The organism is Shewanella sp. 553, assembly GCF_059338375.1.
On sequence record NZ_CM181701.1, the window covers coordinates 101,529 to 125,703 of the forward strand.

The 24,175-nt window shown below is 47.3% G+C and carries 22 protein-coding genes, 1 rRNA gene and 2 pseudogenes; 8 read left to right on the forward strand and 17 right to left on the reverse strand.

The window, feature by feature from the left end:
* Positions 1 to 7: 7 nt before the first annotated feature.
* The 5 genes from AC5YBZ_RS00455 to AC5YBZ_RS00475 all read right to left on the reverse strand — a co-directional run bounded on the left by AC5YBZ_RS00455 (position 8) and on the right by AC5YBZ_RS00475 (position 4,024).
* The gene (locus AC5YBZ_RS00455; protein ID WP_494543297.1) at positions 8 to 664 is read right to left on the reverse strand and encodes an SCO family protein; all 657 of its coding nucleotides are present in this window, start codon (positions 662 to 664) and stop codon (positions 8 to 10) included.
* A complete protein-coding gene (cyoE, locus tag AC5YBZ_RS00460; protein WP_494543298.1) occupies positions 655 to 1,557 on the reverse strand; it encodes a heme o synthase in 903 nt (300 codons plus the stop codon). The genes AC5YBZ_RS00455 and cyoE overlap by 10 nt, the downstream gene beginning before the upstream one ends.
* 11 nt (positions 1,558 to 1,568) lie before the next feature.
* Positions 1,569 to 2,552, reverse strand: coding sequence for a COX15/CtaA family protein (locus AC5YBZ_RS00465; RefSeq protein WP_494520374.1), 984 nt, complete (start codon positions 2,550 to 2,552; stop codon positions 1,569 to 1,571).
* Positions 2,552 to 3,097, reverse strand: a complete 546-nt coding sequence (locus AC5YBZ_RS00470; protein WP_494520373.1) for a redox-active disulfide-containing membrane protein — start codon at positions 3,095 to 3,097, stop codon at positions 2,552 to 2,554. Before AC5YBZ_RS00470 ends, AC5YBZ_RS00465 begins: the two co-directional genes overlap by 1 nt.
* Positions 3,098 to 3,277: 180 nt before the next feature.
* Positions 3,278 to 4,024 carry an SURF1 family protein gene (locus tag AC5YBZ_RS00475; protein ID WP_494520372.1) on the reverse strand — a complete coding sequence of 249 codons (747 nt, stop codon included), beginning with the start codon at positions 4,022 to 4,024 and terminating at the stop codon, positions 3,278 to 3,280.
* Between AC5YBZ_RS00475 and AC5YBZ_RS00480 the strand changes: the two genes are divergently transcribed.
* Positions 4,023 to 4,241: a DUF2909 family protein gene (locus tag AC5YBZ_RS00480; RefSeq protein ID WP_494520371.1), complete on the forward strand. Its 219-nt coding sequence runs from the start codon at positions 4,023 to 4,025 to the stop codon at positions 4,239 to 4,241. The two genes, AC5YBZ_RS00475 and AC5YBZ_RS00480, sit on opposite strands and share 2 nt — an antisense overlap.
* Here AC5YBZ_RS00480 and AC5YBZ_RS00485 read toward each other — a convergent pair whose 3' ends face one another.
* The 7 genes and pseudogenes from AC5YBZ_RS00485 to yrfG all read right to left on the reverse strand — a co-directional run bounded on the left by AC5YBZ_RS00485 (position 4,242) and on the right by yrfG (position 10,968).
* Entirely contained in the window at positions 4,242 to 5,117 is an 876-nt protein-coding gene (locus AC5YBZ_RS00485; RefSeq protein ID WP_494524213.1) for a cytochrome c oxidase subunit 3, read from the reverse strand.
* On the reverse strand, positions 5,114 to 5,683 hold the full coding sequence (locus AC5YBZ_RS00490; RefSeq protein ID WP_494524214.1) for a cytochrome c oxidase assembly protein: 570 nt from the start codon (positions 5,681 to 5,683) through the stop codon (positions 5,114 to 5,116). Before AC5YBZ_RS00490 ends, AC5YBZ_RS00485 begins: the two co-directional genes overlap by 4 nt.
* 1 nt (position 5,684) lies before the next feature.
* Entirely contained in the window at positions 5,685 to 7,295 is a 1,611-nt protein-coding gene (ctaD, locus tag AC5YBZ_RS00495; RefSeq protein WP_119978694.1) for a cytochrome c oxidase subunit I, read from the reverse strand.
* 18 nt (positions 7,296 to 7,313) lie between these two features.
* A pseudogene (gene coxB / locus AC5YBZ_RS00500) lies at positions 7,314 to 8,426 on the reverse strand (cytochrome c oxidase subunit II); the annotation flags it as partial.
* Between the two features lie 397 nt (positions 8,427 to 8,823).
* Positions 8,824 to 9,333 carry a cell division inhibitor SulA gene (locus AC5YBZ_RS00505; RefSeq protein WP_494520370.1) on the reverse strand — a complete coding sequence of 170 codons (510 nt, stop codon included), beginning with the start codon at positions 9,331 to 9,333 and terminating at the stop codon, positions 8,824 to 8,826.
* Complete coding sequence (gene lexA / locus AC5YBZ_RS00510) at positions 9,330 to 9,947, reverse strand: transcriptional repressor LexA (protein ID WP_475515484.1); 618 nt, start codon at positions 9,945 to 9,947, stop codon at positions 9,330 to 9,332. The genes AC5YBZ_RS00505 and lexA overlap by 4 nt, the downstream gene beginning before the upstream one ends.
* A gap of 349 nt (positions 9,948 to 10,296) precedes the next feature.
* On the reverse strand, positions 10,297 to 10,968 hold the full coding sequence (yrfG, locus tag AC5YBZ_RS00515) for a GMP/IMP nucleotidase (protein WP_494524215.1): 672 nt from the start codon (positions 10,966 to 10,968) through the stop codon (positions 10,297 to 10,299).
* A gap of 96 nt (positions 10,969 to 11,064) precedes the next feature.
* On the opposite strand from yrfG, the gene nudE reads away from it, so the two are divergent.
* The 4 genes from nudE to AC5YBZ_RS00535 all read left to right on the forward strand — a co-directional run bounded on the left by nudE (position 11,065) and on the right by AC5YBZ_RS00535 (position 14,877).
* Positions 11,065 to 11,610, forward strand: coding sequence for an ADP compounds hydrolase NudE (nudE, locus tag AC5YBZ_RS00520; RefSeq protein WP_494543299.1), 546 nt, complete (start codon positions 11,065 to 11,067; stop codon positions 11,608 to 11,610).
* Positions 11,611 to 11,660: 50 nt separating this feature from the next.
* Positions 11,661 to 12,473, forward strand: a complete 813-nt coding sequence (gene cysQ, locus AC5YBZ_RS00525; protein WP_475515487.1) for a 3'(2'),5'-bisphosphate nucleotidase CysQ — start codon at positions 11,661 to 11,663, stop codon at positions 12,471 to 12,473.
* Positions 12,466 to 12,921: a GNAT family N-acetyltransferase gene (locus AC5YBZ_RS00530; protein ID WP_494524216.1), complete on the forward strand. Its 456-nt coding sequence runs from the start codon at positions 12,466 to 12,468 to the stop codon at positions 12,919 to 12,921. The genes cysQ and AC5YBZ_RS00530 overlap by 8 nt, the downstream gene beginning before the upstream one ends.
* Positions 12,922 to 13,026: 105 nt before the next feature.
* Positions 13,027 to 14,877 (forward strand): MFS transporter, encoded by a 1,851-nt coding sequence (locus AC5YBZ_RS00535; protein ID WP_494543300.1) that lies wholly within the window; start codon positions 13,027 to 13,029, stop codon positions 14,875 to 14,877.
* Positions 14,878 to 15,045: 168 nt separating this feature from the next.
* Here the strand turns inward: AC5YBZ_RS00535 and mnmH are convergent.
* From mnmH to AC5YBZ_RS00550, 3 genes and pseudogenes are all read right to left on the reverse strand, one after another.
* Positions 15,046 to 16,151 (reverse strand): annotated as a pseudogene (gene mnmH, locus AC5YBZ_RS00540) (tRNA 2-selenouridine(34) synthase MnmH).
* A complete protein-coding gene (selD, locus tag AC5YBZ_RS00545; protein ID WP_494520364.1) occupies positions 16,151 to 17,194 on the reverse strand; it encodes a selenide, water dikinase SelD in 1,044 nt (347 codons plus the stop codon). Before selD ends, mnmH begins: the two are co-directional and overlap by 1 nt.
* Before the next feature lie 177 nt (positions 17,195 to 17,371).
* Entirely contained in the window at positions 17,372 to 18,478 is a 1,107-nt protein-coding gene (locus AC5YBZ_RS00550) for a fatty acid desaturase (RefSeq protein ID WP_494543301.1), read from the reverse strand.
* 139 nt (positions 18,479 to 18,617) lie between these two features.
* Here AC5YBZ_RS00550 and fabR point away from each other — a divergent pair, with 139 nt between their 5' ends.
* The gene (gene fabR, locus AC5YBZ_RS00555; protein ID WP_475516895.1) at positions 18,618 to 19,232 is read left to right on the forward strand and encodes an HTH-type transcriptional repressor FabR; all 615 of its coding nucleotides are present in this window, start codon (positions 18,618 to 18,620) and stop codon (positions 19,230 to 19,232) included.
* 109 nt (positions 19,233 to 19,341) lie between these two features.
* Here fabR and trmA read toward each other — a convergent pair whose 3' ends face one another.
* Positions 19,342 to 20,439 (reverse strand): tRNA (uridine(54)-C5)-methyltransferase TrmA, encoded by a 1,098-nt coding sequence (gene trmA / locus AC5YBZ_RS00560; protein ID WP_494520362.1) that lies wholly within the window; start codon positions 20,437 to 20,439, stop codon positions 19,342 to 19,344.
* Positions 20,440 to 20,580: 141 nt separating this feature from the next.
* On the opposite strand from trmA, the gene murI reads away from it, so the two are divergent.
* On the forward strand, positions 20,581 to 21,363 hold the full coding sequence (murI, locus tag AC5YBZ_RS00565; protein ID WP_494520361.1) for a glutamate racemase: 783 nt from the start codon (positions 20,581 to 20,583) through the stop codon (positions 21,361 to 21,363).
* Between the two features lie 82 nt (positions 21,364 to 21,445).
* On the opposite strand, the gene AC5YBZ_RS00570 is transcribed toward murI, so the two are convergent.
* The gene (locus AC5YBZ_RS00570) at positions 21,446 to 21,907 is read right to left on the reverse strand and encodes an RNA recognition motif domain-containing protein (protein WP_110458690.1); all 462 of its coding nucleotides are present in this window, start codon (positions 21,905 to 21,907) and stop codon (positions 21,446 to 21,448) included.
* 655 nt (positions 21,908 to 22,562) lie between these two features.
* On the opposite strand from AC5YBZ_RS00570, the gene AC5YBZ_RS00575 reads away from it, so the two are divergent.
* Positions 22,563 to 24,109 (forward strand): 16S ribosomal RNA (locus AC5YBZ_RS00575).
* The last annotated feature ends 66 nt before the right edge of the window (positions 24,110 to 24,175 follow it).

Consider the following 24,175-nt stretch of genomic DNA (forward strand, 5'->3'; position numbering starts at 1 on the left):
TTGCTGTTTACAGCGCGTCATTGGCGGTGAGTTGCTGCAGGTCGGCGACCAAGTTTTGGGTCGAGATCTGCGGCAGGCTGCTGAGTTGTGTCAGCTTAGGTTTAACCGTCGCGTAGCGTTCACCTTGCGGTGAGATGAGAGTCATCGAGGCGCTATGATCTACCAGATAATTCTCCCCCTCACCAACCATGGCGTACACAAATCCAAGCTCGCGGGTCAGCGGCAGTAGCTGCGCGTGTGGCGCGGTGACCGCTATAAAGTCAGAATTAAAAAAATTCACATAATCTAATAACTTATCTGGCGTATCACGGCTCGGATCTACAGATAAAAAGATCACTTGTAAATCCAGCTCCGGCGGTAAACTCTGCACTGCAGCGGCCAGCTTTGCCATCGTAGTAGGGCAGACATCGGGGCATGAGGTATAGCCGACAAACACCAGACTCCATTTATGTAATAATTGTTGGTTGGTAAATGCTTGCCCATGTTGGTCAACTAAGTTGAACGGTGATAAAAAATGCCGTTTAGTGGGATATACATAGCTGGTGGTTAAGCTTAATGGCGGCGTCGCTGTTTGGTTAAGTGTATAAGCGGTTATCGCCCCTAATGTTGCACACACCAGTAGTATGCCCAGCAGCACAATTTTTTTCACAGGCGTTAACTCCATAAATAGTGGTCGACTAACAAAATTAAAAATAAGGCCATAAGATGGTAAATGGAAAATCGAAACACTTGCATTGCTAATTCCGGCCTATCGCGATATTTGAGCTGCCACGCCTTGTAGATAAAGCCACAGCTAAGCAGTGTCGAACCGATTAAGTAGAGCGGACCGCACATACCAACCAGCACAGGATAAAGGCAGGCAAGGGCCAATAATACGGTATAGAGCAAGATGCAGGTTTTAGTAAACTCAACGCCGTGAGTCACCGGCAGCATAGGCACATCCACCTTGGCATATTCGGTTTTACGGTGAATCGCTAATGCCCAAAAGTGGGGCGGGGTCCAGGCAAAAATGATGATCACCAATAACAGGGCATTAGCATGAAACTCGCCAGTGATGGCGGTCCAACCTAATAGTGGCGGCATGGCTCCTGCGAGTCCGCCTACGACAATATTTTGTGGTGTCGCGCGCTTTAGGTAGGCGGTGTAGATCACCGCATAGCCAACGAGACTGGCAAATGTTAACCAAGCGGTGAGTGGATTGACTAAGGCATACAAAAGGATAAAGCCCAGCAATGCCATAGTGGTAGCAAATATCATCGCTTTAACGATGGAGATACGGCCTTTAGGCAGTGGGCGATTGTAGGTGCGCGCCATGAGACCATCTATACGGCGATCAATAAGATGATTATAGGCCGCAGCCGCCCCAGCCATCATGCCGATACCCACAAGGCCAGCAACCAAAGGTTGCAGAGGGACAGCCCCTGGCACGGCTAAGCACATACCCACCAATACCGTAAGTAACATTAACGCCACCACTTTAGGCTTGGTCATCTCTAAATAGGCGCGCCATTGAATATGGCTGGCTGCTGGATTGCTGAGCGTTATCGGTTTTGTCATCGCTGCCTCGCTTATGCTTTACGCCACAGGGTGTAATTAATAAAGATCATGGTCAGCAGCAATAAAGCTGCCCCCGCGTTATGAGCCACGGCAATGCCAAGCGGCAGATGCAGCACGACATTGGCGATCCCCAGCCCCACTTGTATTACTAGTAAGGTGGTAAGCACCCAAGCGCTGCGCTTAATCATGGCCGATCTTGCCTGTATCAATAGCCGATAGGCGAGCCAGAGAAGCAGTGTGGCGGTGATAATCGCGCCCATCCGGTGCGTGACATGTATGGTCATGCGTGATGCGTAATCGAGCACCCCAAATTCGTAGCTGCCTTCTGTTTGGTAGAACAAGTTGAACGCTTGCAGGGGTTGCAGATTATTGAGCCAGTCGCCCTCGCAGATGGGTAACGCAGTACAGGCGAGGGCGGCGTAATTAGATGAGGTCCAGCCGCCAAGCATAATTTGCAGCACTAACACGACAAGGCAGAGTAGTGCGAAGGGCGCGAGTTTTCTCACTTGAGGATCTCCCCCTACAATGCGCAACGGTGTGGTGCGTAAATACAAGAGCCATAACAGCGACAGTAAGCTAAAGCCGCCAATGAGGTGTGACATCACCACTATAGGCATCAGCTGCATGGTGACCGTCCACATGCCCAGTGCCGCCTGAAATAGGAGTAGGAGTGCGATAACGCTAGGCAGTTTTTTAGGGGCATCTTGAATTTTAAAACTGATATATAAAATATACAGTACCAGTAGCCCAAGGGTACCGGCAATATAGCGGTGTATCATCTCTAGCCAGGCTTTTTGGGTATCGACTGTATGCTCGGGGAAGGCTTGCTGCACTTGGCTTAATTCATGGCTTTGTGTAGGCACTTTTAGCATGCCGTAGCAGCCGGGCCAGTCTGGGCAACCAAGCCCAGCATCAGACAAGCGGGTATAGGCGCCCATTAAGATGACACATAAGGTAAATACTAATGTGAGTTTTAGCAGTGGCGTCATCTGCATTAGCCTATCCTCGATAATTTAAGCATCTTGCGTAAATCTGCCACCATGGCCTTACCCAGTAATACTTGCTGATCTTTAGTGTCCACCTGCTGATAACGCATCACCATAGCCCCAAGGGGGTCGACAATGATCAGCTGTTGCTGCGCCAGTAGTGCGCTAACGTCATGACTGGCCTTGGCGGTAGCAAAGTCAAACCCCTCAAGAGCGGGGCGATCGCTATTTTCTTGCAGCAAAATAATGGGGGTGACTCTTAATTGGTCACGTCCTAGGGCAATATGACTTTGGTGTAAAATATACAGGCGGTTGAGGCAAGGGCTATCACAGTGTGCGGGTAACAAGTAGATCATCTGCCATGATTTGGGATGAGGGTTACTCATGTCGAGCTGGCTATATGTGGTATCAGGCATCAGCAGTTCGCCCTTGTTGGTCGCTCCACCGTGATACAGGTTCATGCTGAGCACCAACTTAGCCGCCACCACAGGTAGCACAAATACCAGTAGCAGTATCAATAATGGTTTAGTGCTTTTATGCTTGGGGGAGTTCATCTTAGCTCCTCTTGTTGATCACTTTGTGGCTGACATGGACTCAGCGCAGAAAAAGGCCAACTTCCCGAGACGGCTAGGAAGTGATTACAGGGTGCGGTATCGATAATCGCTGTATTTATGTTCTAACCTACAAGGTCTTGTGATGTTAAGCAACTGCTGAATATTGCCTTGTTTCGTTATTTATTTTGACGCTAAACTACTGTTTTTTAAATTCATTCTCCATACGTATCCCATGAGTAAGGCGAAGGCGGCCGCCATTGCAAACCACTGTAATGCATAGCCGTGATGCTTGTGAGCACTCAAGGGGATGGGCTGCCAAGGGTGTGCTAACTCTATCGGTAGCCTAGAGGTGGGTTGCAAGACCGCTGGGGCCAAGTGATGCTGTAACTGCTGTTGCAGTGCCGTAATATAGAGGTTTTGAATACGCATAGGATCACCGGGCTCAGCAAATAGCTGCTCGCTCAGTGGGTTGAGAGATTTTTGATATAGCCTGCCACTTAAGGAGAGTGAGCTCGTTATTGGCTGCACTTGAGGTAAGATGCGCCGATCGACTCCACCAGGAACAAAGCCTAATTCAACCAGTAATGCCGTTTGATACGAGGCAACCTGCATCACTTGCAGCACCAAATAACCGACTTTGCCGTTATAGACTTGGTTGTCGAGCAGAATAATGGGGGTATCGGTTGGGCTGACGTCGACCTTTAAACGGTAACCCGTTAGGGTCGTATCTGGTGCCATAGCCAGCAGTTGGGCATATGACAGTGGCGCAGAGGCTTGGCGAGCGGTTAATTGCTGCTGCCATGCGACTTTTTCATCGGCACGACTGAGCTGCCAAAACCCGAGCTTGACCAAGATGCTAAACACCAGCACAGTAACACAAACAACCAAGGCGGTTGTCCATGACAACCCACGTTTAGGAGCCTGCATGAGTGCAATATTGCTATTTAAAGTCGTGCTAGTGTTACTGCTTTTTTTCATCATTTTTAATCTTGGGCGTGCGTTGTTTATCTTAGTGAAAGGGGATAGTAAGGTACCCATGAGCCAATATTTAGGCCGCCGGGTATTGTTTTCGCTATTGGTGATCCTACTGCTGTTACTGGCACTAGGCTTGGGGCTAATTGCTCCCAACCCTAGGCCTTATTAGCTACAGCACATACACAAAAATAAATAAGCATAGCCAGACCACATCGACAAAATGCCAATACCAACTGCCCGCCTGAAAAGCAAAGTGCTTATCTGGGGTGAAGTGACCTTTTAACACTCTAAAAAACAACACCAATAAGAAGATGGTGCCTAAGGTCACGTGCATGCCGTGGAAACCGGTGAGCAAGAAAAAGGTGTTGCCATAAACGCCAGAGGAGAGGGTCAGCCCCATCTCCTGATAAGCATGAGCATATTCTTCAACCTGTAACAGTAAGAAGGCCAACCCGAGTAAGATGGTCAGCCCCAACCACAGGGTGAGGGCGGTGCGTTTCCCCTTTTCGAGACTAACATGGGCAAAGTGTAAGGTGACCGATGATGTGAGTAATATGATGGTGTTGTACAGTGGTAAGCCCGTCCACCCCATTGCTTGGGTTTTGGTGCCATCTGGCGTGGTGACCAAGGGCCACATCGCTTCAAAGGTAGGCCACAACACTTCGTGTGTCATGGCGTTATTGGAGGCTCCGCCTAGCCATGGCACGGCTATCATACGGGCATAGAGTAACGCGCCAAAAAAAGCGGCAAAAAACATCACCTCCGAAAAAATAAACCAGCTCATCCCTTGGCGAAACGATCTGTCCATCTGTTTCGAATAGAGTCCCGCCATCGATTCGTCAATCACGGTTCTGAACCAGCCAAAAATCATATACACAATCACTGCAATTCCGGCAGTCAGAATATAACCGCCGCTCGATTGCTCGCTATTGAGCTGCTGTATATAAGTGCCTGCCCCAAAGGCGATTAAAAATAGCCCGATGGCGCCTATTATGGGCCAGGCACTTTGCGCTGGCACATAATAGTGTTCGTGTTTAGTGGTCATTTTGCCGCTCCTTGCTCAACAGCGCCGACATAACCCTTGTCGGTAATGTTGTAGAGAGTATAGGAAAGTGTCAGCGTCGATATCGTGTCTGGTAGATCGGGATCGACATAGAAAATTAGCGGTAATGCAGCACTACCTTGCGCCGCTAACAGCTGCTGATTAAAGCAGAAACACTCGGTTTTATTAAAGTAGGCTGCCCCCTGCCCAGGTGAAACCGAGGGAATGGCTTGGCCTACGGTGGTCGCGAGCGCTAGGCTCTTAGCGTTAAAGTTGGTGCGTACAAGCTCACCAGGGTGAACCTGCATACGTTTGACTTCGGGCGTAAATTCCCATGGCATATCCTGTTGTATGTTAGCCATAAATTCGACGGTTATCACTCGCGACGTATCTATGGTCATTGGCTTGTAAGTCGACGCTGTCGATTGTGTTTTACCGTTAATCCCCAATTGTTCACACAGCACGTCGTATAACGGCACCAAGGCAAATCCAAAGCCAAACATGCCTATGGCACCAGTCATTAGCCAGATGATCAGCTTACGATTTGATGTTGCCGGGGGCTGAGACATCTTATTTCACCTCGGGAGGAGTCGAGAATGAGTGATAAGGAGCCGGGCTTGGCAGCGTCCACTCTAACCCCTCAGCACCATCCCAAGGTTTAGCTGGTGCTTTTTCACCGCCCTTGATGCACTTAATCACTAAGGCGAGAAAGATAAACTGCGATAGCCCGAAAGCGAAGCCGCCAATAGAGACAATTTGGTTAACATCAGCAAATTGAATTGCATAATCAGGAATTCGACGCGGCATTCCCGCGAGTCCTAAAAAGTGCATAGGGAAAAACAACACGTTAACTGAGATAACCGAACACCAAAAATGCAGTTTACCCAGCTTCTCGTCATACATATGTCCAGTCCATTTAGGTAGCCAATAATAGGCGGCGGCCATAATGGAGAAGATGGCCCCTGTGACCAATACATAATGGAAGTGAGCCACCACGAAATAGGTATCGTGATACTGGAAATCCACCGGAGTAATGGCTAGCATCAACCCCGAAAATCCGCCTATGGTGAACAGTATGATAAAGGCGATGGCAAACAACATAGGTGTTTCAAAACTGAGTGATCCGCGCCACATGGTGGCGACCCAATTAAAGACCTTAACCCCAGTTGGCACCGCGATGAGCATAGTACAATACATAAAAAACAGCTCAGCAAATACTGGCATGCCGGTGGTAAACATATGGTGTGCCCAAACCAAGAAGGATAAAATCGCAATACTGGCAGTGGCATAAACCATAGAGGAGTAACCAAAGAGACGTTTGCGACTAAAGGCGGGCACAATAGCCGATATGATACCAAATGAAGGTAAGATCATAATGTAGACTTCAGGGTGGCCGAAGAACCAGAAAATATGTTGGAACATCACAGGATCGCCGCCACCTGCTGCATCAAAGAAGCTGGTGCCAAAATATTTATCCGTCAGTACCATAGTGACCACCCCAGCAAGCACAGGCATGACGGCGATCAACAAGAAAGCGGTGATTAACCAGGTCCACACAAATAGCGGTAATTTCATCCAGCTCATGCCGGGGGCGCGCATATTCACAATCGTCACCACCACGTTGATGGCTCCCATGATGGAGCTGATCCCCATAATATGGATCGAAAATACAAACAGTGCCGTGCTATCGGGGCTATAAGTGGTGGATAGCGGAGCATAGAATGTCCAACCAAAGTTGGGCCCACCACCTTCCATAAAGAGTGAGCTTAATAATATGGTAAAGGCGAAGGGTAAAATCCAAAAGCTCCAGTTATTCATCCGTGGTAGCGCCATATCGGGCGCGCCAATCATCATGGGTATTAGCCAGTTTGCAAGCCCTGTAAAGGCGGGCATGACGGCACCAAACACCATGATCAAGCCGTGCACTGTGGTCATTTGATTAAAAAAGTTGGGCTCGACTAATTGTAATCCAGGCTGAAACAGTTCGGCTCGGATCACCATGGCCATGGCACCGCCAGTAAGAAACATAATAAAGCTGAACCATAGGTATAAGGTGCCGATATCTTTATGATTAGTGGTAAATAGCCAACGTTTTATGCCGGTTGGGTGAGCTTCGTGGTGTTCGTTAGACTCTTCAATATGAGCGGCATCCATATTGGCTTCGCGCGTTGTTGTATTCATCATGCCTCCCTATTGACCATGTTGACTAACGTCAGCGGCTTGGACGATATCACCGACATCATTGCCCCAAGCGTTACGCTCATATGTCACCACAGCCGCTATCTCCTGTGGTGTTAGCTGTCCAGCGAAGGCTTGCATTGCGGTGCCCGCCTTACCATTAACCACAATATCGATATGTGCTGTGACTGGGCCGGTGGCAATGGCGCTGGCTTTTAATCCGGGGAACACTCCTGGAAGTCCCATGCCATTTGGCTGGTGGCAGGCGGCGCAGCGTGCCATGTATATCTGCTCACCTTGGGTCATCAGTTCATCCATAGATAAGGTTTGCGATAACGAGGCTTCGGTTGCGGCGGCGGCGATTGTGGCTTGGTTTTTTTGCTCATCGATCCAGAGAGCAAAATCGGCCTCAGACAACACTTCAACCACTATGGGCATAAAGCCATGGTCCTTACCGCATAGTTCAGCACATTGGCCGCGGTACGTGCCGGGTTTATCCACGCGGGTCCAAGCTTCATTGATGAAACCGGGGTTAGCATCTTTTTTTACCGCAAAGGCTGGCACCCACCAAGAATGGATCACATCATCTGACGTCATCAAGAAACGCACTTTTTTATTAACGGGAAGCACTAGAGGTTTGTCGACTTCTAATAGATAGTTTTCGCCCTTCGTTTCACTGCCTTCAATTTGTGCTCTTGGGGTAGCGAGTAAACTGTAGTATTCGATATCGTGATCAAAATAACTGTAATGCCATTTCCACTGAGAACCTGTAACCTTGATGGTGATATCCGCATCGCTAGGGTCTTCCATGGCGATAAGAGTTTTAGTGGCAGGGATCGCCATCAGGATCAAGATGACAAAAGGGACGATAGTCCAAGCGATTTCGACTTTAGTGCTTTCATGAAAATTGGCAGCCACCGCACCTTTGGAGCGACGATGGTTAATGATGGAATAGATCATCACCCCAAACACTATGATGCCGATAGCGCAACAGATATAAAGAATGGTCATGTGAAGGCTAAAAACCTTGCCACTGATCTCAGTTACCCCTGGTGTCATATTAAGGGGCATATCGGCTGCGAATATGGGTGGGGCTAGTAATAACCCGAGCAAGCTATACCACAGATGCTTCACTAGACTTCTCCTCTGTCAATTGCGAAGGCAACTACAAAGAAAAGTTACACAGTATGTCTCGGCTCTATGCAAACTTTTCAGTTCCCAAAAAAGCAACGATGACTTCACAGTGCGCTGGTGGTATTGCTGTTGTTATTGCTGGTGGTTACCACGCTTGCACTTACGGCTGACTATATCAGGCTAATTTCCGCTTTATTGGACGCAGTGAGAGATCTACACTCGTTGGCCAATGAAACAGACCACTAAATTGTTCGGATATAACAAATAATCGTTGATATCTATTACTAACTTAATCGCTGTTTAAATATTGATCAAGATCACTTTTTTTTAATTTTTTTAAAACAGCAACAAAAAAGCCCCTCGCGGGGCTTAAGTATGGAAAGTTTGAACTGTAATGCTAGTGCAGTGAACTAAATAATGATGCTTGTTGATAGCCCAGATCTTGCTCTGTCAGGGCTGTTACAGGTAAGTGACTATTATCATCTTCAATCACAACACCTAGAGCCTGGGTACTTTTGGCGACCAATTGTAAGCGGCGGCAATCGCGAGCATCGAGTGCTTGGGTCCAACTGATCACCGCACTGGATGTACCACTAGTAAGCGCTTTTTCCATCGCCCACAGTGCTTCAACTTCATCTTTGGTGTGCACTAATAAGATTCTATCCATGCGTACCCCCGCATCGGCGAGCATCTGCTTATAGCCAATATTCGGTGGGCTAATCAGTACGACCCACTGGCCTTGTTGGCTTAATCTTGCTAATTGCGGTGTTAGCGCTTGCAACTCATGCTTACCTTGGGTACGACTCGATAATGTCGCAATGGTACTGTGCTGAGTTGGTTTGTGTTGCTTATTCATATCGACCCAAAGGCCGGGATGTCGCGGGGCATTACCCATTAGATTATTCATTGCCAATCTCCGTTGCGGATAACACCTACGGCCAGCCCTTCGATGCTAAGGCTTTGGGTAGATAGGTCGACGACTATCGGTGAATATTCTTCATTTTCGGCGTGAAGATATACAGTATTACCTTTCTTTTCAAAGCGCTTTACTGTGACATCATCTTCGACGCGAGCTACGACAACCTGCCCATTACTGGCTTGCTCCACCTTATGCACCGCAAGTAGATCGCCTTCGAGAATACCAATATTTTTCATGCTATCGCCGCGGACTCTTAAGAGAAAATCAGCGCTTGGGCGAAACATCGCTGGGTCAACTTTGTAGTGTTGCTCAACATGTTCTTGGGCCAAAATGGGTTCACCGGCAGCGACTTGTCCAATCAGTGGTAAACCAAGATCTTCGCTATCATCTTCTTGAGTTAGCTTAATACCTCGCGAGGTCCCAGGCATTATTTCGATGCAGCCTTTTTTGGCTAAGGCTTTTAAGTGCTCTTCGGCCGCATTGGCGCTTTTAAAGCCTAGGCGACGAGCAATTTCAGCTCGGGTAGGCGGCATGCCTGTATCGGCAATATTGCGTTTAATTAATTCTAATATTTCAGCTTGTCTAGGGGTTAATGGTCTCATTACAGATCCTGTCTTTCCATACAGTAACTGTTAGTATATACAGTATTTAAAGTAGCGCAAGGATTAAGCATATTTTTGTCGGCAATGTGGTGGGATTTGCTTAAAACTGAAAATAAGGTCGCAGATTTATTTTTATTGCAATCTGACTTTTTTAATTTAAATCAATGTTATGAATTTAATTTTACGGAAAGGATTCATTGAGTGTCGCTGAGTGGCGCGATTGCTCTCTTATCTGTTGAGACGATTTCAGTGCCAAGTTCGGGCGGTGAAACAAATAAGCAGGCTATAGGGTTTGGTTGCACCATGCACCTGCATTTATCCTTATCTTATGTCATTGAGCGAGGAGCTATTATGGCTTACTGGCGATAAGATCATCTAACAGGTGGTGGTAATCATGGATTGCGGGAAAGTCGGTAAATATTTTATGGGGCTTTTTACTATCAGGATTGCTTATGCCAAGCAAATACCCAACTCCAGCTTGTTTGGCGGCATGTAAGATAGCTTCGCTGTCATCGATAAATAAACACCGACTGGGTTGCAATTGATATTGGTTAAATAAGCTAGACCAAAATTGAGGGTGCTCTTTAGCAAAACCTGTTTCATGGCTGGAGATCATATGGTCTAACCCTTGCGCGAGCTCTGTGTGTTCTAGTTTGAGAGCTAGGCTTTGAGGATGGGCATTGGTCACTAATATTCTGGTTTTATGCTTTTGAGTCAATGCGCGTAGAAATGGCATGCTGTCTTGGCGTAACTGTATCCTGTCGGCCAATGTGCGTTGCAGCTGCACAATATCCAGTTGCAGTTGTTGCTGCCAGTAGTCGAGGCAATACCAATCCAAGGTGCCAACCACTTGGTCGTAGGCTTGTTCTACCAAGACATTAGCTTCATTTAGAGAGATGTTTCTGCTGTGACTTAAGGTTTGCGGCACTAGCTTGAGCCAAAAATGGCTATCAAAGTGTAAATCTAGCAGTGTGCCATCCATATCAAGCAGTACAGTATCGATTTTATCCCAAGGAAACATAAGGTCAGTAAAAAAATTCTATCGTGAGAGTTGTGGATTAGGCCCATCATAGTAAGATTGAACTGTGATGCAAACGTCATTTTATCAGGGACATTCATGTCGGACCAAAAGCCACAGATATTACATACACAAGTTGTTGCCCAGAGTCGGTTATTTCAAATTGAACAAGTGCACCTGAAATTTTCTAATCAGGTCGAGCGCCAGTATGAACGTATGAAAGGTAATAATCGTGGTGCCGTAATGGTGGTCCCTGTGTTGGGTGAGCAACTGCTGCTGGGCAGAGAGTACGCCGCAGGAACCCACAGCTATGAACTGGGCTTTCCCAAAGGGCTGGTTGATCCGGGAGAGACGCCTGAGCAAGCCGCTAATCGGGAGCTGCAGGAGGAGATAGGCTTTGGGGCTAAAAAATTAACCCATTTGATGGAGTTAAGTCTGGCGCCCAGCTATTTTGTCAGCAAGATGCAGATCTATATTGCAGAAGATCTGTATGAGAGTCGCCTTGAAGGCGATGAGCCCGAGCCAATAGAGGTTGTTTCTTGGCCGCTTGAACAGTGGTCAGGGCTATTGGCATTGGAAGACTTCTCAGAGTCTAGAAGTGTGAGTGCCTTGTTTTTAGCCCAGAAGCATTTAAAACTAAAATAGTTATTTCAATTCGGATATATGCATTACCTGTCTAGGTTGTTGGAGTTGTGATGAAGCCAGAAGAGTGTGTGGAACAGGTGATCGCCATCGCCGTTGAAGCGGGAATGGCCATCAAAGATATTTACCTTGAAGGTAGCTTTGATAAAGAAATTAAGGCGGATAATACCCCTGTGACGTCTGCCGATCTCGCTGCGCACCAAATTATCACCGCTGCGCTGACTCAGCTGACTCCTGATATTCCTGTGTTATCTGAAGAAGATGCCGACATCCCGTTATCCGATCGCGTCGATTGGCCCAGGTATTGGCTGGTCGATCCGTTAGATGGCACCGGAGAGTTTATTGCTGGCAGCGGCGACTTTTCGGTGATCATCGCGTTAGTTGAGCATAATCGCCCCATTATGGGGATTGTTTATGTGCCCATGACCGAGGTGATTTATTATGCCATCGCGGGACTGGGGGCTTATAAGCGCTCAAGTAAAGGCGAGCAGCGTATTGCCAGTCGTCAATTGACACTCGATGATTCGCGCTCATTGCGCTTGGCGGTCAGTCGTCGCCAAGATCCGCAGTCGGTATTAAAGCTACTGAACCAGCCTAAACATTGTGAGCTAGTGGTGCTCGGCGGGGCAGCGCTTAAAAGTTGCTTGGTCGCCGAAGGGCGCGCCGATTGTTATGTACGCATTGGCCCTACTGGCGAGTGGGATACCGGCGCGGCACAAATTATTGTCGAAGAGGCGGGCGGGCAGATCATGGATCTTGAACTGCAGCCGCTCAGTTATAACGAACGTGAATCGCTCGAAAACCCTAATTTTATCGTGGTCGGTTCGACCCATTTACCTTGGGATGAGTTGTTAGTCAGTGAATAAGCCCGTTGATATTACCCTGCGTGCGGCGCAAAAGGGCGAACTGGCCGGCGTTTATCGGCTTGAACAGCGTGTGTTTGGCGAACATTGTTATCCGGATTTCTTTTTTCGTCAGAGTTTCGATTGTTGGCCAAGTGGTTTGCGTGTTGCAATAGATCACAATAATCGTCTTCTTGGCTATATCCTAATGGTGCCAAGTGAGCTGCGGCATATAGGTTGGATATTATCTGTCGCCGTGGAGACACTCGCCCAAGGCCGAGGTATCGGCAAACGTTTTATAATCGATGCACTTAATCACTTGGCGCCGTCGGTCACTCAGGTAATGCTCACTGTGGACCCAGCTAATCCAGCGCGTCATTTATACCTAGCATTGGGGTTTGTCGAGTTGCAAACAGAAGCTGACTATTTTGGCCCAGATGCATCACGGGTGGTGATGTGTCTGATGCGCTAAGCCTTGTCTATTGTGCACGGCCACAGCTTGGCAATGGCTTATATAATCCTCTACTGCCGTCTAAATGGTTAGGCTAACCTAAGGTCGCGGCAAGCTGGAGCAAATATGCTGTTAACAAAACGATTTTTGCCCTATTTTGTCACCCAATGTTTAGGCGCATTAAACGATAATATTTATAAAAATGTTTTACTCTTGATGGTGGCTTATAGCCAGATCAATGAGTTGCCAATCAGCATTAATTTATTTGTCAATTTGGCCGCGGGCCTGTTTATTTTACCCTTCTTTCTTTTTTCAGCTCATGCCGGGATGCTCGCTGACAATATGGACAAGGCGAAGCTTATCCGCAGACTCAAACAACTCGAAGTGGTTATCATGTCGTGCGCTGCGATGGCGATGTTGTCTCAAAGCTACATGGTGATGTTACTGCTGTTATTTTTAACTGGCTGTCAGTCGGCCTATTTCGGGCCGGTAAAATATTCACTCTTACCGCAAGTATTGGCCGAAGAAGAGTTAGTTACGGGTAATGCTTGGGTCGAAATGGGTACATTTTTAGCTATTTTAAGTGGCACATTGAGCGCTGGGCTGTTGATGACGAGTGCGCATGGGATTGTCGCCAGTGCCTTGATTGTCTTTGTACTTTCCCTGTGTGGTTATTTGGCCAGTCGTGCCATTCCGGCTTTGCCTCTACAGCATGACGTAACCCCAATTCGTTTTGCTCCTTTATCTGACACATGGCGCGCCATTACCCAGGTGAGAAAGACGCCAAGCATCTGGATGGCGATCATCGCCATTAGCTGGTTTTGGTTTCTCGGTGCCACTTACCTAACGCAATTTGCTTATTTTGCTAAGTTACATCTGTCCTCTGATGCTAGCGTAGTGTCGCTATTATTAGCGCTATTTTCGGTGGGTATCGCGGTGGGCTCCTTTTTATGTGAACGCTTATCCTATGGTCATGTTGAGTTAGGTGTCGTGGCTTTAGGCATGGCTGGGTTGACCCTGTTTGGCCTCGATTTAGTCTGGGCTATTCCACCAGCGCCGTTAGATCCCTTGTGGGTTTATAGTGTGGGAGACTTTATCGCCACAACAGCGCATTATCGACTGATGTTTGACTTGTTGATGGTTGGGGTCAGTGGGGGCTTGTTTATCGTCCCGTTGTACGCTTTTATCCAGTCGCGTGCTGTACCGGGTAAATGCGCACAGGCGATTGCTGCTAATAATATTGTTAATGCGCTGTTTATGGTGTGCTCGGCATTATTGGCCATGTTACTGCTGGCGGGATTTGGGTGGAGTATCCCTGAGTTATTTACCTTACTGGCGGTACTTAATCTGGCGGTCGCTGCCTATATTTATGGACAAGCGCCTGAGTTTCGCTGGCGCTTTATCAGTTATCTCTTTCGTCATGTGCGTTACCGCTTCAGTGTCGAAGGGTGTGAAAAATTGCCCAAACAGGGGGCTGCGCTGCTGGTGTGTCCTCATATCAACCAGTTCGATGCTTTGTGCGTGATGGGCGTATCGAGTCGTCCGGTGCGCTTTGTAATGCCATCCTCTATCATGGCGAGCTCTGTTAAGCCGGCAGGAGTGATCCCTTTGGCTATGGGTGAGATAAGCGGCGCAAGCAATAATGAAGCATTAACCATGATTGAGCAGGCGTTAGCCAATGGCGAGTTACTGTGCCTGTTAAGCGATAATTTAACCGTGAGTGATGCCATGACGGCGAGTTATCAGGCTCAATTTAACGCCTTGATCGCAAGTATTGCGGCGCAACCTCCTGTGAAGGTTATACCGGTTGCAATTAAAGGATTAGCAGAGCCGAGTGAGAGTCAAGCAAACACACTTCAACCTCGGCGGGTTTGGCCAAAGGTGTCGCTAATTGTCGGTGATGCCATGGCGGTATCTCAGGTGAGCGCCACATCACTGCAACAGCAAATCACTCGCTTGATGACAGACCCATCATAAAATCAAGACCCCGGCTTAAAACCGAAACTCATTATCTACATTTTGGAGTTTAGCTTTGGGATGAAATAATCCTAAATAGCTAAGCTATCTCGGATTATTCCATCGCTTTGCTCGAATTCAGGTGAGTGATTCAGTCACGCTTAATGGCGGTCATGTCATTAAGTGATGTTATTGGGGCGTGTATTGATCGAGCCACTGATGCACAGCTTGATGATCACCTTTAAAAATAATCCGATCGGCTTTTTTATCAATCTGATATTGGTACATAGGATCGTAGTATTTACTCAGCAGCACGTTTATCCACTCGAGATGAGCTGCTGTCGTGCCCTGGCTTTGTTGTACATTTAAGGCATGAGTCACCATCGCCTGCAGTTCATCATGTTGTTTGCCGCCAAGGCGTTTTTTTATGCCACTGATGCTTTGCGACAAATAATCGGCAAAAGCGATAAAGCCTGCCTCTTCGCCGAGGCGATCAAGATAACCTTGATGCATCTTATGGACATATTCGTCGAGCAATCGGTTTAATCTGGCTGTTTGGCTCTCCTCTAATACCACCACTTTTGCCACTTGCATGCCTTTATAAAAGGCTTGTGGTAGCGCAGAGCGACCAATGAGGTAGCTTTCATCTTCGAGCAGTAACGATTTGGCTTCGCTAGCTTGGTGTTTTAGCAGTGCCACAGCGAGGTTATTTTCGAAGTTGATCTGCGAAGGTTGCGGCTCGTGGTAGCGGCCAAAGCTTGAGCCGCGATGATGGGCAAGGCCTTCTAAATCCACGCCTTCTGGGCGCTGTAATAAAAAGTCCGTTTTACCACTGCCAGTGATGCCGCTGAGGATCAACATGGGTTTTACCCTAGGGGTTTGATCTATGGTGTCTATCAAAAACTGACGCATCGCCTTATATCCGCCTTCGATATAGGGGACGGATAGCCCAGCCTCCTTAAGCCATTGCTGTGTCAGTTGTGAACGCAGTCCACCGCGGAAACAATATAGGTAAGCATTAGGGTGACGAGCAAAATACTCGCGCCATGCATCGACCCTTTGTTGTTTGATATCACCATGAACGAGCGTATGACCTAAGGCAATCGCGGCGGCTGGCCGCGTTGCTTATAACATGTGCCCACCTGTTCGCGCTCATCATCTTGCATTAAGGGTAAGTTAGTACTGGCCGGAAACGCCCCTTTATCGAACTCGATGGGCGCGCGCACATCCATTATGGGGTGGTCGTTGATGAACAGCTGGGTGTATTGGTTTTTAGAAACCATAAGTGGTGACATTAGCGCAGTTCCACGAGTTGCTTCGTTGCGGGTTTGGTGACCAAATGACCAATACTGATTGGGGCAATATCATTAGCCTCGAGCAGGCTAATTAAAGCCGCTTCATGGCTTGCTGAAACGGCAATCAATAATCCGCCACTTGTTTGTGGATCGCACAATAGTGCTTTTTGTTCCTCATTGACCAGGGGTAAATGTTCGCCATAGCTGTCGTAGTTTCTATGGGTACCACCGGGAATGCAGCCCATCTGCAGGTAGTCTTTCGCTTTGGGTAACAAGGGCAGGGCGTCGATATCAATCTTAGCTGCTACATCAGCACCTAAGCACATCTCAATGAGATGGCCCGCTAAGCCGAAACCTGTCACATCTGTCATGGCACTGACGCCGGCAATTTTTGCGATAGCTGGGCCGATTTTATTGAGCTGGCACATGGCCTCTGGAGCGATATTACTATCTTCATCGGCTAGCTTTTTTTGCTTCTGAGCCGTGGTCAAAATACCGATCCCCAGTGGTTTAGTGAGATACAGTTTATCGCCGACTTTAGCGGTATTGTTTTGTTTGAGCTCGGTTAACGGAATTTGCCCTGTAACGGCCAGCCCAAAAATGGGTTCAGGTGCATCGATACTGTGGCCACCCGCCAGCATGATGCCAGCATCGGCGCACGCTTGGCGACCGCCATCGACAACTTGCTGAGCGATCTCTGCTGGTAACGTATTCACTGGCCAGCCCAATATGGCGATAGCCATCATTGGTGTCCCGCCCATGGCATAAATATCGCTAATCGCGTTGGTGGCGGCAATGCGGCCGAAGGTAAAAGGATCATCCACTATCGGCATAAAAAAGTCAGTGGTGCTGATAATGCCCGTGTCATCATTAAGCTTATAGACGGCAGCATCATCGCGGGTACTGTTGCCAACGAGAATATTCGGGTCGTCGAAGTGAGGTAGTTGTGATGCCAGAATCGTTCCCAATACTTTGGGAGAAATTTTGCAGCCACAACCTGCGCCATGACTGTATTCGGTAAGTTTGATCTTGGTATCTGACATGAGCTCGAACTATCTCTAAATGAACGGGTTAGCCGCCCATGATAGACCCATCTATTTAGCACTTCAATCTGTGGTAAGGCAGATGTGCGTTACGCACGTCAAAGGGGCGGTTAAATTTATGTGGGGGGAGGAAAAACCGGGTCACTGATAAGTGGCCCGGTGTGATAAAACCCTAACTTAGATATAATTGGCGGTGAGTAATTTCCAGTTGCGCTTACGCATGAGTAGATCTTGTTTGAGTTCTTCGACCCTGAGCATTAACTGTTTGTGGGTCAGTTTTTGCCGCTTGGCGTCTAATAACTCTTTGTGCGCTTGGTAATATTCGCTAATGTGGGTTTTGAGTAACTCATATTCGTCATGCAGTTTCTCGAGTATCTCTTCACCATTGGCTAACTGTTCGACTTTGTTGCGAGTGCGTTTTAGCTGCATCTGTAATTTAGCGCTCTCGATTCGTTCCTGTGGCGTGACGCGCAACTGGGTGGCCAATCCTGTCCATGCCATCATATTGATAAGCCACTTGGTGGGGTCGTATTGCCACCAATGGATGCCATTGCGATAGTCGTTTTCAAAAATATGGTGGAAGTTATGGTATCCCTCACCGTAGGTAAAGACCGCTAAGATACCATTATCTCGTGCGGTGTTTTTATCTGTGTATGGCTGTTTACCCCAGATATGTGCTAGCGAGTTAATGAAGAAGGTGCAGTGATGAACGACGACTAATCGAAGTAGGCCTGCCATGAGTAACATGGCCCATATATCGCCATTGAGCCAACCCAGTAACGCAGGTAAGCCAATGTTCATGATCAGCATGAGTGATAGATAATGTTTGTGCTGCCACATCACAATTTTATCATTTTGCAGGTCACGTACGTTTTTATAATCGTGGTAACGCTGGGCTTGATATTCTCGCAACATCCACCCTATATGGCTATACCAGAAACCCATGTTCGCCGAATAAGGGTCTTTATCGTTGTCATCAACATGCTTATGGTGAATGCGATGATCTGATGACCAGTGTAAGGCACTATTTTGTAAAGCCAGCGCGCCACCTAATGTAAATAATAGACGCATTGACCAATGTGATTTATAGGTGCGATGAGACCAAAGTCTATGATACCCAGCGGTAATTGATAATCCGCTCGCAAAGGCCAAGCCGATAAAGGCCACCCATTCGGCAATACCATAACCGTAGGTGATGCCGTACCAAGGTACGAGTATGACAGCACCTAAAAAGGTGATGGCAAACAGCAGTATATTAGTCCATATGAGGGGAGGTTTTTTCATTATAATATCCAACAGCCAAATTGAGCGTACATCTGTAAGCCAATTTAACGTGCTTAATAGGCTAGGTCAAGATAGGCTGCGTTTTTATGTTAAAGAATGTATTATTGCTAGATTCTCTTTATCTAGTGGATTCATCATGATGGGCGTCAGGGCACAGCAGAAAGAAAAAACGCGTCGCGCGTTAGTTGATGCTGCATTTAATCAGTTAAGCGCAGAGCGCAGTTTTTCTAGCCTAAGCTTGCGAGAAGTGGCTCGTGAAGCCAATATCGCGCCAACTTCATTTTATCGTCACTTTAAAGATATGAATGAACTGGGTTTGACCATGGTCGATGAGGGCGGTTTAACATTACGCCAGATGATGCGTAAGGGACGTCAACGCGCCGAGGCGGGTGGTAGCGTGATCCGTATCTCGGTCGAGACCTTTATGGAGGTGCTTGAATCTAACCCTAACGTATTCCGTATTCTGTTACATGAACGTTCGGGCACATCGGCGCCGTTTCGTGCTGCGGTCGCGCGTGAGATTGAGCACTTTATATCAGAGTTAGCGCATTACACCGAAGCCACGGCGAGGCGCTCACCAGAATTAGCCCGTGCCCAAGCTGAGGCATTGGTCACATTGGTGTTTAACGCAGGAGCTGCAGCGTTAGATATGAAACGAGTGGATCGTAAGATATTAGCCGACAGGTTGGTTATCCAGTTGCGTATGGTGGCGAAAGGGGCTGAGTCGTTACAACAAAAAATGGAAAACCGCTGAGCCAGTATGAGGTTTTAGCGAGACTCGATACGCAAAAGGGCCTAATGGCCCTTTTTGGATCTTAATACTTAGATCTTAAGGTTTTAGTGTGAGCTGAACAATTTGGTGTTTAGCGTTTTTCTAATAACACACCAGACTCCATGTGATCGGTATATGGGAACTGATCAAATAGCGCAAAGCGGGTGATTTTGTGGGTCTTATCCAACACTTTGAGGTTATCTATTAGCGTATTTGGGTTACATGAAATATAGATGATCCGCTGATAACCTTGCACCATGGCTAAAGTATTGTCATCAAGACCGGCCCGTGGCGGGTCAACAAATATGGTGTTGCAGTTATAGCTGTCTAAATCTATCCCTTCGAGACGTCTATAGCTGCGTTTCTTGGCTAAGGCGTCGGTGAAGTCTTCGGCCGACATACGAATGATCTGCACATTCTCTATATTATTGGCTTCAATATTATATTGCGCAGAGTCGACCGAAGGTTTAGCTAATTCAGTGGCGAGCACGCGGTTGAAGTTTTGTGCCAAGGCAATAGAGAAGTTGCCATTACCACAATAGAGCTCTAACAGATCGCCACTGCTCTCTTTGGTGCTATCGATCGCCCACTCTAGCATCTTGATAGACACTTGTCCGTTAGGTTGAGTAAAGCTATTTTCTACCTGTTTATAAATCAAAGTCTGCCCATTAACGGGCAATGACTCAATCACATAATCGCGATCTAGCGTCAGCTTTTGTTTGCGCGCACGGCCAATTATATTGACGTTAAATTGTGTACCCAGACGTTGCTTGAGGGCTTGTGCTTCATCTTGCCATTGTTGGTCAAGCTGTTTGTGGTACAGCAATGAGACTAAGATCTCACCGCTTAGGGTAGACAAAAAGTCGACCTGAAATAGCTTATGGCGTAATACAGTGTTAGGACGAAGCTCGGCCATTAACGCTGGCATCATTTGATTGATTAGCGCACTGGCAGGTAAGAACTGCTCACAGCGCACTTTTTGATTGAGCGCCTTGTCGAACATATAGTAATAAAGATCTTCGCCCTCATGCCATACGCGAAATTCGGCGCGCATACGATAGTGTTCGGGTGTCGACGCGAATACTTGCAATGATGGGGTGTCAAAGTCAGCAAAAAGTTGCGCTAATTGTTCACGTTTAGCATCGAGTTGCTTATCGTATTGGTTAGGATCCATTGCTTCTAAATTCATTTTTAAACACCGTTACTATCATTGGGGCGCAAATAGTATACTACCCTGCCTTGATGTCCAATATCTGGCTTTTGATTTATCCCTCGCTATGGGAAAATATCATGTTTATCTTATTTTGAGTTTACCCACGGGGAATTGAGTTTGTCGGCAAATATTTTAGTATTCGATTCAGGTGTGGGTGGGCTTTCCATACTCTCTGAAATTAAACAAACACTGCCCAATGAAAACTATTATTATTTATTTGATAACGCCAGATTGCCTTATGGTGAGCTTGAAGAACAAGTATTGATTAGTGGCGCCGTGCAGCTAATTACTCAAACGGTAGATAAAGTTGCCGCCGATATTGTTGTCGTGGCTTGTAACACTGCCAGTACCCTGGTATTACCAGCACTGCGTGCTCAACTGGTTATTCCGGTAGTTGGGGTGGTACCTGCGATTAAACCCGCGGCCGCCATGAGTATGAATAAACGTATCGGATTACTCGCCACTCCAGGAACCGTTAACCGCAGCTATACACATACGCTAATCCAAAAGTTTGCCGCTGATTGCGAAGTGACATGTTTTGGGTCATCAGAGTTGGTGCTGTTGGCTGAAGCTAAAATGGCGCAAGAACGCATTGATTATGAGTTACTTGCCCAAATCTTGTTACCCATAAAACAATCAGGCATAGATACATTAGTCTTAGGCTGCACGCACTTTCCTATTTTAAAAGTGGAGTTACAAGATTATCTTGGTGAAGGGGTCAGGTTATTAGACTCTGCAAAAGCGATAGCTGCCAGAGTTAAAACCTTGCTCAATAGTGATATTGCAGAAGGAGGTAGGGGAGCAAGCCATGCTTTCTTTACGACACAAGAGATATCTAAAGGATTAAAAACAACACTAGTGGAATATGGCTTCTCATCTATTGGTCAGTTAAGGCCATAGAGTCTGACATAAGACCACTAATGTTATTTGCTCATACTATATAAGTATGCTTTTACTGCTAAAGGTAAAAGAGGATCGCTAACTAGTTAGCTTCCTGAGTAGATTCTGGCTTGTCAGCATCTTGTGACTTTGCTTCACGCACTTTAAGTGTACGCTCCTGAAAATCAAACTCGTTTAACTTAACCATGGCTTTCTTAGCACCCGCTTCTGACATCTCGATAAATCCGAAACCTTTACGGCGTCCCGTTTTACGATCGCGAACTAAACGTACTGAGTTTACTGGGCCGTACTTACCAAATAACACCTTTACTTCGCCTTCATGGACACGATATGGCAAGTTGCCAACATACAGTGTCATCGTAGGGCCTTTATACTGTTCATCAGTATCGGTATCTGACTTAGGTGATTGAAGGGTAAAAATAACGCTTGCGATAATAGCACCAGTGAAAAACGCGATTGCAGAATAGAAGTCTGGCGCGAACTGAGATATTGCCAATGCGCCAACAAGGGCGACGATCAAAACAATAAGAAATGGCTTTTGCATATATTTGTTCTCTGAAGAATTGATAATTAACTGTTAACAGCTCGTATATGGTAATGAATTATTGGCAATTACACTAGTATATTGACGAAAAAACGAACTTAATTAACGATTAATATAACTGAGTCGTTAGCCCCATCGGTGTAAAACCACACAAAGTGATATAAAAAGCGCCATAACGGCGAAAAGATCATCGAGCGATCGCCGAACGTTTAAAAAACCCTTGCGCCCCCCAGATATCTCCCTATAATGCGCAACCACTGACACGGCGAAGCTCGCAGAGATAAGTCGTAAAGCACTAAGTAACTTGGTTAAACACCTAGCTTACAGCGTGGTCAGGCACTGAAAAGTGCCGCATCAAAAAGTTTTCAAAAACTGCTTGACGCGAACCACGGATTGCGTAGAATACGCAGCCCTAGCCACTTGGAACTACCGAGATGTGCTAACGCTCTTTAACAATTTATCAAGTAATCTGTGTGGACACTCACAGGTGTTGAGTTAATCGAAATTGCCTAACCTTCGGGTTGGCAATCAAAGAATTAAATCAATGTAACGATGAGTGTTCATAGCAATATGTACAAACGTTTTTAAGATTCTTCCGAGTCTTTTAAACGGAATCAGAATTCATTGAGCCGAATCGCAAGATTCAACAAAACTTTAATTGAAGAGTTTGATCATGGCTCAGATTGAACGCTGGCGGCAGGCCTAACACATGCAAGTCGAGCGGTAACAGGAAGAAAGCTTGCTTTCTTTGCTGACGAGCGGCGGACGGGTGAGTAATGCCTAGGGAACTGCCCAGTCGAGGGGGATAACAGTTGGAAACGACTGCTAATACCGCATACGCCCTACGGGGGAAAAGAGGGGACCTTCGGGCCTTCTGCGATTGGATGTACCTAGGTGGGATTAGCTAGTTGGTGAGGTAATGGCTCACCAAGGCGACGATCCCTAGCTGTTCTGAGAGGATGATCAGCCACACTGGGACTGAGACACGGCCCAGACTCCTACGGGAGGCAGCAGTGGGGAATATTGCACAATGGGCGCAAGCCTGATGCAGCCATGCCGCGTGTGTGAAGAAGGCCTTCGGGTTGTAAAGCACTTTCAGCGAGGAGGAAAGCTTAAACGTTAATAGCGTTTAGGTGTGACGTTACTCGCAGAAGAAGGACCGGCTAACTTCGTGCCAGCAGCCGCGGTAATACGAGGGGTCCAAGCGTTAATCGGAATTACTGGGCGTAAAGCGTACGCAGGCGGTTTGTTAAGCGAGATGTGAAAGCCCCGGGCTCAACCTGGGAATTGCATTTCGAACTGGCAGACTAGAGTCTTGTAGAGGGGGGTAGAATTTCAGGTGTAGCGGTGAAATGCGTAGAGATCTGAAGGAATACCGGTGGCGAAGGCGGCCCCCTGGACAAAGACTGACGCTCAGGTACGAAAGCGTGGGGAGCAAACAGGATTAGATACCCTGGTAGTCCACGCCGTAAACGATGTCTACTCGGAATTTGGTGTCTTGAACACTGGGTTCCCAAGCTAACGCATTAAGTAGACCGCCTGGGGAGTACGGCCGCAAGGTTAAAACTCAAATGAATTGACGGGGGCCCGCACAAGCGGTGGAGCATGTGGTTTAATTCGATGCAACGCGAAGAACCTTACCTACTCTTGACATCCAGAGAATTCGCTAGAGATAGCTTAGTGCCTTCGGGAACTCTGAGACAGGTGCTGCATGGCTGTCGTCAGCTCGTGTTGTGAAATGTTGGGTTAAGTCCCGCAACGAGCGCAACCCTTATCCTTATTTGCCAGCACGTAATGGTGGGAACTTTAGGGAGACTGCCGGTGATAAACCGGAGGAAGGTGGGGACGACGTCAAGTCATCATGGCCCTTACGAGTAGGGCTACACACGTGCTACAATGGCAAGTACAGAGGGTTGCAAAGCCGCGAGGTGGAGCTAATCTCACAAAGCTTGTCGTAGTCCGGATTGGAGTCTGCAACTCGACTCCATGAAGTCGGAATCGCTAGTAATCGTGGATCAGAATGCCACGGTGAATACGTTCCCGGGCCTTGTACACACCGCCCGTCACACCATGGGAGTGGGCTGCACCAGAAGTAGATAGCTTAACCTTTCGAGGAGGGCGTTTACCACGGTGTGGTTCATGACTGGGGTGAAGTCGTAACAAGGTAGCCCTAGGGGAACCTGGGGCTGGATCACCTCCTTACCTATACGACTAACTTAATGTTTGTTGAGTGTTCACACAGATTACTTGATAGAAAGAAAGAGCAAA

Coding starts and splice junctions, on each gene's coding strand:
- AC5YBZ_RS00455 (WP_494543297.1), bottom strand. CDS start 664: ATGGAGTTAACGCCTGTGAAAAAAATTGTGCTGCTGGGCATACTACTG.
- cyoE (WP_494543298.1), bottom strand. CDS start 1,557: ATGACAAAACCGATAACGCTCAGCAATCCAGCAGCCAGCCATATTCAA.
- AC5YBZ_RS00465 (WP_494520374.1), bottom strand. CDS start 2,552: ATGCAGATGACGCCACTGCTAAAACTCACATTAGTATTTACCTTATGT.
- AC5YBZ_RS00470 (WP_494520373.1), bottom strand. CDS start 3,097: ATGAACTCCCCCAAGCATAAAAGCACTAAACCATTATTGATACTGCTA.
- AC5YBZ_RS00480 (WP_494520371.1), top strand. CDS start 4,023: ATGAGTGCAATATTGCTATTTAAAGTCGTGCTAGTGTTACTGCTTTTT.
- AC5YBZ_RS00475 (WP_494520372.1), bottom strand. CDS start 4,024: ATGCAGGCTCCTAAACGTGGGTTGTCATGGACAACCGCCTTGGTTGTT.
- AC5YBZ_RS00485 (WP_494524213.1), bottom strand. CDS start 5,117: ATGACCACTAAACACGAACACTATTATGTGCCAGCGCAAAGTGCCTGG.
- AC5YBZ_RS00490 (WP_494524214.1), bottom strand. CDS start 5,683: ATGTCTCAGCCCCCGGCAACATCAAATCGTAAGCTGATCATCTGGCTA.
- ctaD (WP_119978694.1), bottom strand. CDS start 7,295: ATGAATACAACAACGCGCGAAGCCAATATGGATGCCGCTCATATTGAA.
- AC5YBZ_RS00505 (WP_494520370.1), bottom strand. CDS start 9,333: ATGAATAATCTAATGGGTAATGCCCCGCGACATCCCGGCCTTTGGGTC.
- lexA (WP_475515484.1), bottom strand. CDS start 9,947: ATGAGACCATTAACCCCTAGACAAGCTGAAATATTAGAATTAATTAAA.
- yrfG (WP_494524215.1), bottom strand. CDS start 10,968: ATGTTTCCTTGGGATAAAATCGATACTGTACTGCTTGATATGGATGGC.
- nudE (WP_494543299.1), top strand. CDS start 11,065: ATGTCGGACCAAAAGCCACAGATATTACATACACAAGTTGTTGCCCAG.
- cysQ (WP_475515487.1), top strand. CDS start 11,661: ATGAAGCCAGAAGAGTGTGTGGAACAGGTGATCGCCATCGCCGTTGAA.
- AC5YBZ_RS00535 (WP_494543300.1), top strand. CDS start 13,027: ATGCTGTTAACAAAACGATTTTTGCCCTATTTTGTCACCCAATGTTTA.
- selD (WP_494520364.1), bottom strand. CDS start 17,194: ATGTCAGATACCAAGATCAAACTTACCGAATACAGTCATGGCGCAGGT.
- AC5YBZ_RS00550 (WP_494543301.1), bottom strand. CDS start 18,478: ATGAAAAAACCTCCCCTCATATGGACTAATATACTGCTGTTTGCCATC.
- fabR (WP_475516895.1), top strand. CDS start 18,618: ATGGGCGTCAGGGCACAGCAGAAAGAAAAAACGCGTCGCGCGTTAGTT.
- trmA (WP_494520362.1), bottom strand. CDS start 20,439: ATGAATTTAGAAGCAATGGATCCTAACCAATACGATAAGCAACTCGAT.
- AC5YBZ_RS00570 (WP_110458690.1), bottom strand. CDS start 21,907: ATGCAAAAGCCATTTCTTATTGTTTTGATCGTCGCCCTTGTTGGCGCA.